The 12,492-nt window shown below is 52.6% G+C and carries 8 protein-coding genes; 5 read left to right on the forward strand and 3 right to left on the reverse strand.

What is annotated here, in order from left to right:
* The first annotated feature begins 236 nt into the window (after positions 1-236).
* From gltB to C7T94_RS10455, 5 genes are all read left to right on the forward strand, one after another.
* A complete protein-coding gene (gene gltB, locus C7T94_RS10435) occupies positions 237-4,736 on the forward strand; it encodes a glutamate synthase large subunit (RefSeq protein WP_107215289.1) in 4,500 nt (1,499 codons plus the stop codon).
* A 2-nt stretch (positions 4,737-4,738) separates the two neighbouring features.
* On the forward strand, positions 4,739-6,208 hold the full coding sequence (locus tag C7T94_RS10440) for a glutamate synthase subunit beta (RefSeq protein WP_107215290.1): 1,470 nt from the start codon (positions 4,739-4,741) through the stop codon (positions 6,206-6,208).
* Between the two features lie 156 nt (positions 6,209-6,364).
* Complete coding sequence (locus C7T94_RS10445; protein ID WP_204353259.1) at positions 6,365-6,991, forward strand: (2Fe-2S)-binding protein; 627 nt, start codon at positions 6,365-6,367, stop codon at positions 6,989-6,991.
* Positions 6,988-7,971 (forward strand): FAD binding domain-containing protein, encoded by a 984-nt coding sequence (locus C7T94_RS10450; RefSeq protein WP_107215292.1) that lies wholly within the window; start codon positions 6,988-6,990, stop codon positions 7,969-7,971. The genes C7T94_RS10445 and C7T94_RS10450 overlap by 4 nt, the downstream gene beginning before the upstream one ends.
* A gap of 1 nt (position 7,972) precedes the next feature.
* Positions 7,973-10,114 (forward strand): xanthine dehydrogenase family protein molybdopterin-binding subunit, encoded by a 2,142-nt coding sequence (locus tag C7T94_RS10455; RefSeq protein WP_107215293.1) that lies wholly within the window; start codon positions 7,973-7,975, stop codon positions 10,112-10,114.
* 7 nt (positions 10,115-10,121) lie between these two features.
* Here the strand turns inward: C7T94_RS10455 and C7T94_RS10460 are convergent, their stop codons facing one another.
* From C7T94_RS10460 to C7T94_RS10470, 3 genes are read right to left on the reverse strand one after another with little or no spacing between them, the layout of a single operon-like run.
* Positions 10,122-10,772 carry a YdeI/OmpD-associated family protein gene (locus C7T94_RS10460; protein ID WP_162618649.1) on the reverse strand — a complete coding sequence of 217 codons (651 nt, stop codon included), beginning with the start codon at positions 10,770-10,772 and terminating at the stop codon, positions 10,122-10,124.
* A complete protein-coding gene (locus tag C7T94_RS10465; RefSeq protein WP_107215295.1) occupies positions 10,753-11,304 on the reverse strand; it encodes an RNA methyltransferase in 552 nt (183 codons plus the stop codon). The genes C7T94_RS10460 and C7T94_RS10465 overlap by 20 nt, the downstream gene beginning before the upstream one ends.
* Complete coding sequence (locus tag C7T94_RS10470; protein WP_107215296.1) at positions 11,297-12,463, reverse strand: galactokinase; 1,167 nt, start codon at positions 12,461-12,463, stop codon at positions 11,297-11,299. The genes C7T94_RS10465 and C7T94_RS10470 overlap by 8 nt, the downstream gene beginning before the upstream one ends.
* Between the last annotated feature and the right edge of the window lie 29 nt (positions 12,464-12,492).

The following is a 12,492-nucleotide window of genomic DNA, read 5'->3' on the forward strand; positions in this document are numbered from 1 at the left end:
GCCGCTCAGGCCGGCCAGTCAGTTACGCCAGCCAGTCAGCCACACTACGGCTGAAAAATACGATTATCAAATTGATAATTTTACTCGTGTAAATTGATCTATTTGTAAAAAAAAATGGGTTGAGATAACGAAATAATCAAGTTTTAGAAAAAAGACTACTAAAGTTATAAAAAATATGCAAATTTTTCGTATCTTAGTGTCATCTATACACTAACACAATACGAACGAGCTAAATTATGAAACCAAACCAAGGACTTTACGATGAACAGTTTGAACACGACGCTTGTGGGATTGGCTTTATAGCACATGTGAAAGGGAGGAAGTCGCATCAGATCATTTCAGACGCACTGACCATCCTGGAGAACCTTGATCACCGCGGGGCATGTGGGGCCGAGCCCAATACCGGAGATGGCGCCGGTTTAATGATCCAGGTACCTCATGAATTTCTTTATGATGAGTGCCTGAAAACAGGATTCAGCCTGCCGGATTACGGAGATTACGGAGTGGGTATGCTGTTTCTTCCGAAAAATGTACGTGCACGGGAAGAGTGCCGGGAAGTGATTTACCGCGCTGCTGAAAAGCTGGAGCTGGAAGTGATCGGTTTCCGTAAGGTGCTGGTCAATACCGAAGACATTGGTGAAACTGCCCTGTCTGTAGAACCTGAAATTGAGCAGCTTTTCATTGCACGGCCCTACCACATTGCGCAGGGTGCCGACTTTGAGCGCAAACTTTATGTTTTCAAGAACTATCTCAACAAAACCATTTATAGTACGGTAGCCGGGGGCAAGGAATTTTACATTGCTTCTTTCTCAGCGAACACCATGGTATACAAGGGGCAGCTCACCTCGTTACAGGTGCGTACCTATTTTACCGAGCTGAATGATAAGCGTGTTGTATCGGCTTTTGGCCTGGTCCATTCTCGCTTTGCAACCAATACATTCCCATCGTGGCGTTTGGCCCAGCCTTTCCGTTACATCGCCCACAACGGCGAGATCAATACCCTGCAGGGTAACCTGAACTGGTTCCGTGCCAGCGTCAAATCATTCGCTTCTCCTTATTTTACCAAAGAAGAACTGGATATCCTGCTTCCTGTTATCGACGAAAGCCAGTCTGATTCAGGTTGCCTTGACAATGTGGTCGAATTGCTGCTGCATGCCGGCCGCAGTCTTCCGCATGTGCTCATGATGCTTATTCCAGAGGCCTGGGATGGCAATGAGGACATGGATCCGCTTAAAAAAGCCTTTTATAAGTTCCATGCTTCATTGATGGAGCCATGGGATGGTCCGGCGGCGATCGCCTTTACAGATGGTAAACTGATCGGTGCCACCCTTGACCGCAATGGCCTGCGTCCGTCCAGGTATGCCATTACTGATGATGACCGCGTTATCCTTGCTTCTGAGGCGGGAGCTGTGGCTATTGACCAAAGTACAGTCATTGAAAAGGGCCGGTTAACACCGGGCAAAATGTTCGTCGTAGACATGGAGCAGGGCCGAATCATCAGCGACGACGAGATCAAAAAAGAGATCTGCAGCCGCCGTCCATACGGCGACTGGCTTAACCAGTACCAGATCAGGCTTGAAGAACTCGCCGATCCGCGCGTTAGTTTTACCGGTCTTTCAGAAGAATCGATTTTTAAGTATCAGCAGGTATTCGGCTACAGCCGCGAAGACATCGAACTTTTGCTGAAACCCATGGCGGTAGACGGAAAAGAGGCCATTGGTTCAATGGGAACCGATACGCCCCTGGCCATCCTGTCTAAGCAGCCCCAGCACCTCAGTTCCTATTTCAAGCAGCTGTTCGCGCAGGTCACCAATCCGCCTATCGATCCGATCCGCGAACGCGTGGTTATGAGCCTGGCCGGATTTATGGGCAATGCAGGCAACCTGCTCGACGAAAACCCGATGCAATGCCACTGCGTAGGCATCAAACAACCTGTGCTGACCAACCTGGAACTGGAGAAACTGCGCAGTATAGATACCGGCGTTTTCCAATCCAAAACCCTGCAAACCTATTTCCGTGCGAACGATAAACCGGGTTCGCTCGCGAAAGCATTGGAACGCCTGTGCCGCTATGCCGTAGATGCGGTAGAAGACGGTTTCCAGGTCATCGTGCTTTCTGACCGCGCCATCGACTCGGAGCATGCTGCCATTCCATCGCTGTTGGCTGTTTCGGCCGTTCACCACCACCTTATTCGTAAAGGATACCGCGGTGCGGTTGGTATCGTCGTTGAAGCAGGCGATGTCTGGGAAGTACACCACTTCGCCACCTTACTCGGCTTCGGCGCTACGGCCGTGAACCCTTACCTGGCCCTTGAAACGATTTCAGGATTCGAAAAGGAAACGGGTATCAAGCGTGAGAAACTGATCCAGAACTACATCAAGGCGGTAGATGACGGTTTGCTCAAGATCTTTTCAAAAATGGGTATATCGACGCTGCAGTCTTACCACGGTGCACAAATATTCGAGGTGCTCGGCCTGAACAAGCAGGTGGTCAACACTTATTTTACGGGCGCCGTTTCGCGCATCGGGGGGCTTGGCCTGGATGAGATTGCGCTCGAAACGCTGATCAAACACCGGCGGTCGTTCAATGCGTCTTCTTCGCAGGAAGACATTCTGCCGGCAGGTGGCACCTATAAATGGCGCCGTCGGGGTGAAAAACACCTGTTCAACCCGCAGACCATTCACCTGCTGCAAAATGCAACCCGGCGCAATGATTACCAGACCTATAAACAATATTCGAAGCTGATCAATGAGCAGACCGAGCAGGCTTATACCATTCGCGGTCTTTTCGAGTTCAACTACAGCCGCACGCCGGTGCCGCTTGAAGAAGTAGAACCGATCGAACAGATATTTAAACGTTTCGCTACCGGAGCCATGTCTTTCGGCTCAATTTCACATGAGGCGCATTCCACCCTGGCCATTGCAATGAACCGCATCGGCGGCAAAAGCAATACCGGAGAAGGCGGGGAAGACGAGATCCGGTATGAACACCTGCCAAACGGCGATTCCATGCGCTCGGCCATCAAGCAGATCGCATCGGCCCGCTTTGGTGTAACCAGTTATTACCTCACCAATGCAGATGAACTGCAGATCAAAATGGCCCAGGGCGCAAAACCCGGCGAAGGTGGGCAATTGCCAGGACATAAGGTAGACGACTGGATTGCCAAGGTACGTCACAGTACCCCGGGTGTCGGCCTGATCTCGCCGCCGCCTCACCACGACATTTATTCTATCGAGGACCTTGCGCAACTGATCTATGACCTGAAGAATGCCAACCGGGCTGCCCGCATTAACGTTAAACTGGTATCTAAAGCCGGGGTCGGAACGATCGCTGCCGGCGTGGCGAAAGCACATGCCGATGTAATCCTGGTCTCAGGATACGACGGGGGCACAGGCGCATCGCCGCTTACCTCTATCCAGCATGCTGGTCTGCCCTGGGAGCTTGGCCTGGCCGAAGCGCACCAGACACTGGTTCGGAACAGGCTGAGAAGCCGGGTTGTGCTGCAAACAGATGGCCAGTTGAAAACCGGCAAGGACATTGCCATTGCGGCCCTGCTTGGCGCCGAAGAATGGGGTGTGGCTACCGCCGCCCTGGTTACCTCGGGATGCATCATGATGCGTAAGTGCCACCTGAACACCTGTCCGGTCGGCGTTGCCACCCAGGATCCGGAGCTCAGAAAACTGTTTACCGGGCAGGCAGACCATGTGGTTAACCTGTTTTACTTCCTGGCTATGGAACTTCGCGAGATCATGGCCGAACTTGGCTTCCGTACCGTGAACGAGATGATCGGTCAGGCCGACCTTCTTAAAATGCGCCAGATACCTGAGGCAGACTGGAAGCTGAAGTTTGTAGACCTGAGCGGCATTCTTCATAAAGCCGAAGATAACGGGTTAAGCCTGTACAATACAGAAACGCAGGACCATGGACTGGACAATGTGCTGGACCGCAGGCTTATTGAAGCAGCGCAGCCAGCTATTCAGAACAACGAGCCGGTGTTTGCCAACTTCAACGTGATCAATACTGACCGGGCTATCGGCACGATGCTCTCGAACGAAATTTCGAAGGTGCACAAAAGTGCCGGGCTTCCGCACGATACCATCAATTTCAAGTTTGTCGGTTCTGCAGGGCAGAGTTTCGGTGCGTTTGCTACAAAAGGCCTGACGCTGCACCTGGAAGGGGAAGCAAACGATTACGTGGGCAAGGGACTCTCCGGCGCCAGACTGGCTATTTACCCGTTCTCTAACGTTAAATATGTGCCTGAACAAAACATTATAATCGGCAACGTGGCCATGTACGGGGCCACATCAGGCGAACTGTTCATTCGCGGTAAGGCAGGCGAGCGTTTCGCCGTACGCAACTCGGGTGCTACTGCCGTTGTTGAAGGTGTGGGCGACCACGGCTGTGAATACATGACGGGCGGTGAAGTCCTGGTACTTGGCAGCACCGGCAGCAACTTCGCTGCGGGCATGAGTGGCGGCGTGGCCTGGATCTATGATACCGACGGCACCTTTGCGCGTAAGTGCAACAAGGAAATGGTCGATCTCGATCCGCTTTCATCTGAAGACGAAGATCGTATCATCGATTTGCTCAAAAAGCATATTAAACTCACAGACAGCAAGGTTGCGGAGTTTATCTTAAACGATTGGAAAGCTCAGCACAACCATTTTATCAAAGTATTCCCTAAAGAATACAAAGCCGCATTAAACAAACGTAAAACTCAAGAAGTGATCAAATAGCCATGGGAAAAGTAACAGGATTTTTAGAATATGACAGGAAATCTCCTGAAAAGGAGGCACCCAAATCGCGCATTAATCACTACAATGAGTTTGTTGCGCCACTTGGAGAAGAGCAACTGAACAAGCAGGCCGCACGGTGCATGGACTGCGGCGTTCCATTCTGCCAGTCGGGCTGCCCGCTTGGCAATGTGATCCCCGAATTTAATGATGCGGTTTACAAAGCTGACTGGTACCAGGCTACTGAAATTTTGCTAAGCACCAACAACTTCCCGGAGTTTACCGGAAGAATTTGTCCGGCTCCGTGCGAGTCATCTTGCGTGCTCGGTATCAACAAGCCCCCCGTATCGATTGAAGAGATTGAGAAACACATTATTGAAATCGCTTTTCAGAAAGGTTACATCAAGCCCAATCCGCCGCTCATCCGAACCGGAAAAAAAGTGGCCGTCATTGGTTCGGGTCCGGCAGGACTCGCTGCAGCGGCACAGCTAAACAAAGTGGGCCACGAGGTAACAGTTTTCGAACGCGATGATGCAGCCGGCGGATTACTCCGGTACGGTATTCCTGACTTTAAATTGCAAAAGGATGTGGTTCAAAGACGGGTGCAGCTTATGCAGGACGAAGGTGTTGTGTTTAAATTCAATGCCAATGTTGGCGAAAACATCGAGATCGGTACCCTGCTGCGCGATTACCATGCGCTGGTGCTTGCGGGCGGCTCTACTGTACCGCGCGATCTGCCAGCACCTGGAAGAAACGGCGCGGGTGTGCACTTTGCAATGGAATTTCTCAAACAGCAAAACAAGCGGGTAGCCGGCATCGGTTTCGACGAAGCTGAGATCTCTGCAGCCGGCAAGGATGTGATCGTTATTGGCGGTGGCGATACCGGTTCAGACTGTATTGGTACCTCAAACCGCCACGGTGCCCGCTCGGTTACCCAGTTTGAGATCATGCCAATGCCTTCATCTGCCCGTACCGACAACATGCCCTGGCCAACCTATCCCATGCTGCTGAAAGTTACGTCTTCTCACGAAGAAGGCTGCGAGCGGGGCTGGTCGGTCAATACAAAAGAGTTTGTACGTGACGCGCAAAACAACCTGGTCGCCCTGCGTGTAGTTGATGTAGAATGGGAAATCGATGCTGCCGGCCGGCCGGTATCATTTAAAGAGGTTGCCGGAACGGAGCGTGAGCTGCCTTGTCAGCTTGCTTTGCTGGCCATGGGCTTTGTGCATCCGCAGCATGAAGGCATGATTGAAAAATTGGGTGTCGAACTCGATAACCGCGGCAATGTAAAAGCCACAGAAGGTTTATACCAGACCAATATGGCAAAGGTTTTTACGGCCGGAGACATGCGCCGCGGCCAATCGCTTGTGGTTTGGGCCATCTCTGAAGGGCGCGAGGCGGCAAGAAAGGTCGACGAATACCTGAACGGGGGTGTAACTAAACTTCCGTCGAAAGACGCGGTTGCCTACGCTTAACATACGTACCTAAAATTAAACAACCATAAGGGTCCCCGTAAGGGGACCTTTTTTACTTTCGCCTGGAATCATTCTAAATTCCGGGGCCAGGCAGTTTTCACAAATGCTTTAACGAACTTAGGTAAGGATTACACAATTTGTATGACTGATCGCTCTATGGCAGATAACAAAGAAAAACCGGGCACACCATCGCCCGGGCGGCGCAACTTTCTTCGCGACAGTACGCTCATCACCGCGCTCAGCCTGACGCCCGGCGCCGTGCTCAAGGCGGCATCTGAAAAAGCCGATGAACGGTTCGCTGAACTATTTGAGAAAATTCCGCTTCGTTTAACCGTAAATGGCCAGGCGCATGCCCTGTCTGTCGAACCGCGGGTCACCTTACTTGACCTGCTTCGGGAGCAACTAAAGCTGACGGGAACCAAAAAGGGCTGTGACCATGGCCAATGTGGTGCCTGCACCGTTCATGTTGACGGGGAGCGCGTTAACTCCTGCCTTAGTCTGGCCGTTATGAACGAGGGTAAAGAAGTGACAACCATTGAGGGACTGGCCCGGGAGGGGGAACTACACCCCATGCAGGCCGCATTTATCAAACATGACGGTTTTCAATGCGGTTACTGTACGCCGGGGCAAATCATGTCGGCCATTGCCTGTATCCGCGAAGGGCATGCGCGCACCCGCGATGAAATCCGCGAATACATGAGCGGTAACATCTGCCGCTGCGGCGCTTATCCGCATATTGTCGATGCAATAGAAGAAGTACAGAAAACGGGAGGGAAGATATGATCAATTTTCAATACCTGCGCGCCGGCAGTACGGAAAAAGCGCTGGCGCTGCTTGCGAAAGATAAAAATGCGAGTTTCATCGCCGGTGGCACCAACCTGGTCGACCTGATGAAGAAGGGGGTGAGCAGTCCCGACAAACTGATTGATATCAACAAGCTGCCGTTAAAAGATATCTCTCTGGAAGAAGGTCACATTCACATTGGCGCACTGGCCAGCAATGCAGCCGTCGCAGACCATGCACTGATCCGGGAGAAACTGCCACTATTGTCCATGGCGCTTAACAAAGGCGCATCGGCACAACTGAGAAATATGGCTACGGTAGGCGGGAACCTGATGCAGCGTACGCGTTGCGGTTATTTCTACGACATAACCATGCCCTGCAACAAACGTAAGCCGGGCAGCGGCTGTGGTGCGCTTGAGGGTTATAACCGCATGCACGCCATTTTCGGACATTCAGAAAATTGTATTGCCGTGCATCCGAGCGATATGTGTGTTGCGCTGGCTGCCCTGGATGCCGTTGTGGTCATCGGACAGCCGAACGGGGAACGGCGCATTGCTCTCAGCGAATTTCATCGCCTGCCCGGAAAGACGCCTCAGCTGGACAACAACCTGAAGGCCAACGAAATTATTCTTGGCGTTGAGGTACCGCTTAATACCTACGGGCGTCATGTTCAATACCTGAAGGTGCGGGACCGCAGTTCGTATGCTTTTGCGCTCGTGTCGGTAGCTGCCGCGCTTGAGCTTGATGGAAACCGGATCAGGGAAGTGCGCCTTGCGTTGGGGGGCGTTGCCCATAAGCCCTGGCGGTTAACAGCTACCGAAGCGTTTTTACGCGGTAGAGAATTTGATCCTGCTTTGATCCGGGAGGCAGCAAACCGTTCGGTCGCCGAAGCCCGGGCATTCAAACACAACAAGTTTAAGATCACACTGGCAGCCGAAAGCATTGTGCAGGCGCTATCGGAAGCCAGTCAGCAAAGTTAATATGTCAGAAAAATTCCTCTTTCCGGATGATACCGACCGCGTGGACGGTGTTGCCAAAGTAACCGGCAAAGCACGGTATTTTGCCGAGTTTGACCTACCGGGTCTGACCTATGCCGTACTGGTAACCAGTTCCATTACCAAAGGACGCATTACACAGCTCAACACACGAAACGCTGCACGTGCACCGGGTGTGCTTGCCGTTGTTTCGCACCTGAACCGGCCGGTTACTGCGGGTTACGAGAGCAAGGAGGGGCCTGCCATGCGCATTTTTTATACAGACCGCATTTTCTTTAACGGGCAGCCGGTAGCCATGGTGGTAGCTGATACATTCGAGCGCGCCACGCATGCAGCGTCGCTTGTCGAGGTGGGTTATGAAAAAGAAGCATTCAACACAGATTTTGACGGCAGCCTGGATCAGGTCAAGAAGCCTAAGAATCCGGCGCAGGGTGCATACCAGCGCGGCGAAGCAGATGCCTATAAACAGGCGGCTGTCAGCGTAGAAGCCACCTACACTTTGCCGGTCGAGACACATAATCCAATGGAACTGCATGGCATCCTGGCATTTTGGAACGCCGCAGATAAACTAACCGTTTATGCCAAAACGCAGGGCGTTAAAGCCACACAGGGAACCCTGGCACGCACCTTTGGCCTGCCGGCCGAAAATGTACAGGTCTTTTCTGAATTTGTGGGCGGCGGCTTTGGCATGGCGCTGCGCACCTGGCCGCTTGAGATTGGAACGGTCATGGCGGCCAAGCTGGTGGGCAGACCGGTCAAGCTGGTTATTACCCGCGACCAGATGTTTACCATGGTGGGCAACCGGCCCGCTGCCTGGCAAAAGATCGGGCTGGGCGCCAGCCGCAACGGCCGGCTGACCGGCATTACACACCATTCCCTTGCGCAGTCTTCAGTTTATGAAGATTTTATGGAGAACATTACCGGGATGTCGAAATTTATGTACGGTTGCGAAAATGTGAACACCACATCGGGCATCGTCCCGCTCGATCTCAGTGTGCCAATCTGGATGCGCGGACCGGGTGAGGCAACCGGGGCTTTCGCGCTGGAGAGCGCCATAGATGAACTGGCTTTCAAACTAAACATGGACCCGCTCGATTTCCGGGTTTTGAACGATCCGGAAACCGACCTCGAAAAAAATAAACCCTTCTCAGACAAGAACCTGAAAGAAGCCTACAAGCGGGGTGCACAGGCAATTGGCTGGAAAAACCGGGTTCAGCGGCCTGCGCAGCTTACAGAAGGCGATTGGCAGATCGGTTACGGCGTCAGTACAGGTGTTTTTGGCGCTTTCAGACGATCGGCAACCGTTAGAGCGGTGCTGAATGCCGACGGGTCGCTGGTGCTGCAGAGCGCTGCAAGTGATATCGGCCCCGGTACCGCAACCGGTATGGTGCGCATTGCAGCGGGTGTATTGGGTATCCCGGCATCAAGTATCACTTTTGAACTTGGCGACTCTTCACTGCCGCCGGCACCAAGTCAGGGCGGGTCATCGACACTTTCAACAGTAGGCGCGGCTGTGAACGACGTTTGCCTGCAGCTGCTGGGCAACCTGAAAGAACTGGCTGTCAACGCGGGGCTGAAGGCCGATGCGCCCTTCGCAGATATTCTGAAGAAAAATAACCTGCCATATGTCGAAGTAACGAAAGAGTCGAAGGGGGGAGCTGAGCAGGCGAAATATTCCATGTATTCTTTTTCTATCCATTTTGTACAGGTAAAAGTACATCGCCGTACCGGGGTCGTTAAAGTAAGCAGGATCGTCTCAGTTGGCGACGCAGGGAAGATCGTGAGCCCTAAAACGGCAAAAAGCCAGATGGTGGGCGGCGCGGTAGGTGGCATGGGTATGGCGCTGACCGAGGAGGCCGTTCTCGACAGCCGTTACGGCCGGTATATCAATAATAACTTTGGCGACTACCATGTTCCGGTCAATGCTGACGTTCCTGATATTGAAGTAATCTTTATAGACAAACCCGATCCGCATATCAACCCGATGGGAGCGAAAGGAATGGGCGAGATTGCGCTGACCGGATTTTCTGCAGCTGTGGCCAACGCTGTTTTCAATGCGACAGGCAAACGCATCCGGTCACTGCCCATTACACCCGATAAGGTCCTGCAGGAAACGGCGGGTGTCTGATTGCTGTTTACTTGTCGCCTGGGTTTTTCTTGCCCGAACGTAATTTTTCAAGGGTTTTGAGCAGGCGCGTGCTGCGTGTTTCAGCTTGCCTGGCACTGAGCAGCCAGATTACGTATTCTTTGCGGTTTGTATAAGATAGCGAATGATATGCCCCAGCGGCGACAGGATCCTGGTCAAGCGCCGCCTGCAGATCTTCGGGCAGTCGGACCCCCCGGTTAACGGGATCGATATAGTCGTTGTAGCCATTTTTTAAAATGTCTGCATTGCCAATGCCCGAGCGCCTGATCTGCCCGGTAAATTTGAGCCTGACGGCGGTCCACACCCTGTCCAGGCTTACCGATGCGCAGGGCTGCAAGTCGTATTCCAGCAAGGCAGAACGCTGCGCCATCATTGACAGGTCTTTCTGTTGCCCCGAACTTTTCTTCGGATAGGCTACCCAAAAAATGGTTTCAGGTGTTACATGCGGCAACAGAGTTGCCATTGACGCATGCAACATATCGGTGCGGTCGGCAAACAACAGGATGGCGGCAGCCGGCCCTGTTGGCGGGGCAGTAATCACGTCAACTCCGGTCAGGAACTCACCCTGCGGCGGCGGCAGGTTAACGAACAGCTGCTGACCTGGCACGAGCCCTAATTTCTTAAGCACCTTGTGCTCCATAACCGAGGCGCATCTTCGCATAAAAATCCCACAGTACAATGCCGGCCGAAATAACCACATTAAAGGAGTGTTTCGTTCCGAACTGCGGGATCTCCAGGCAGTGGTCTATAAGTGCCATCGCAGCGTCGCTCACCCCATCGACCTCATTGCCAAGTATCAAAGCAAATTTTTTGCGCGGGTCTGGTATAAAACCGTGAAGCATTGTGCTGCCGGCCGCCTGCTCAAGGGCAGCAATGGTGTAACCGGCCTGGCGCAGACCGGCTATGGCATCGGCGGTGTGTTGCTGATACTCCCAGCTTACCGAAGCGGTTGCGCCCAGGGCGGTCTTTTCGATTTCCCGGTGGGGGGGCTGACCGGTAATGCCGCAGAGGATGACTTTTTCTACAGCAAACCCATCGGCTGTACGAAATACCGAGCCCACGTTGTGGAGGCTCCTGACGTTATCAAGCACGATGACCACCGGCAATTTTTCCTGCTGTCGATAAGTGGCCAGATCGGGGCGGTTCAGCTCATCTAATTTTAATTTACGCATTGACAGCTACAAGCTCGTGTGAACCCTCACCAATCTCACTGATATACACCGCCGGTTTGTAGCCGATATTTTCTGTATAGGCAGCTGTCAGTTTCTCTGTAAAATCGTCTTCCTGACCTTTTTGAAGCAAGGCGATGGCGCAGCCGCCAAAGCCGGCTCCGGTCATTCTTGCGCCGGTAACGCCGGGATACGTGCTGCAGAACGAGACGATGGCGTCCAGCTCTGCGCCGCTTACCTCGTACAGTTCTTTCAGGGACTCATGCGAGGCATACATCAGCCTGCCGAACGTGGGCAGGTCGCCTTCATTAAGCGCGCGGGCTGCCAGGTGTACGCGGTCGTTTTCCCTGACCACATGGGTGGCACGTTTGAGCACGGTTTCATCAGTGATCAGGTGGCTGTGAAGTGCAAATTTCTCAGCAGTCAGTTCGCAAAGGTTCTGTATGCTGATTTCCTGCTGCAATGCTTTCACTGCAGCCTGGCATTCTTCGACCCGTTCATTGTATTTGGATTCTGCGAGTTCACGTGGTTTATTTGTGTTAATGATGGCCAGGACGTGGTCGCCAATGTTGCAGTCGACCATTTTGTGTTTGAGCGTGTCGCAGTCAAGCAAAATGGCTTTGTCCCGCTGGCCAAAGGCAACAGCAAACTGGTCCATAATGCCGCAGTTTACTCCGATAAATTTATTCTCAACCCGTTGCGCCAGCTGCACCAGCTCCAGGCGGGTATAGCCCAGGTCAAAATGTTCGTTCAGTGCATAAGCGGTTGCAACCTCTATAGAAGCCGACGACGACAGGCCTGAGCCGATCGGCACATTGCCGAAAAACAGCAGGTCAAGGCCCCCAGGCTTCCGGCCATCGGCCAACATTTCATGGAATACACCCAGCGGGTAATTAAACCACTCTTTTCCCGTTTTGCTGAGCGTTTCGCCAAGGTCAAATGTTCCTTCTTCAGGAAAGTTGACGCTGCTGAAACGGACCCGGTTTTCGTTATTGGGAGCAAGCAATACCCAGGTTCCCATCGTGATCGCTGCAGGCATAACGAGTCCGCCGTTGTAATCAATGTGTTCACCAATCAGGTTCACCCGGCCCGGTGTAAAATAGGTTTCGGTGTTTTCCCTGCCGTATTTCGCTAAAAACTGTGCTTGTAAGTGCTGCTCCATTAATAAAAGTTTAGTTGTTCTTTTTGGTT

It is taken from the genome of Pedobacter yulinensis (assembly GCF_003029735.1).
GTDB lineage: Bacteria > Bacteroidota > Bacteroidia > Sphingobacteriales > Sphingobacteriaceae > Pedobacter > Pedobacter yulinensis.

Coding starts and splice junctions, on each gene's coding strand:
- C7T94_RS10440 (WP_107215290.1), top strand. CDS start 4,739: ATGGGAAAAGTAACAGGATTTTTAGAATATGACAGGAAATCTCCTGAA.
- C7T94_RS10470 (WP_107215296.1), bottom strand. CDS start 12,463: ATGGAGCAGCACTTACAAGCACAGTTTTTAGCGAAATACGGCAGGGAA.
- C7T94_RS10450 (WP_107215292.1), top strand. CDS start 6,988: ATGATCAATTTTCAATACCTGCGCGCCGGCAGTACGGAAAAAGCGCTG.
- C7T94_RS10455 (WP_107215293.1), top strand. CDS start 7,973: ATGTCAGAAAAATTCCTCTTTCCGGATGATACCGACCGCGTGGACGGT.
- C7T94_RS10445 (WP_204353259.1), top strand. CDS start 6,365: ATGGCAGATAACAAAGAAAAACCGGGCACACCATCGCCCGGGCGGCGC.
- gltB (WP_107215289.1), top strand. CDS start 237: ATGAAACCAAACCAAGGACTTTACGATGAACAGTTTGAACACGACGCT.
- C7T94_RS10465 (WP_107215295.1), bottom strand. CDS start 11,304: ATGCGTAAATTAAAATTAGATGAGCTGAACCGCCCCGATCTGGCCACT.
- C7T94_RS10460 (WP_162618649.1), bottom strand. CDS start 10,772: ATGGAGCACAAGGTGCTTAAGAAATTAGGGCTCGTGCCAGGTCAGCAG.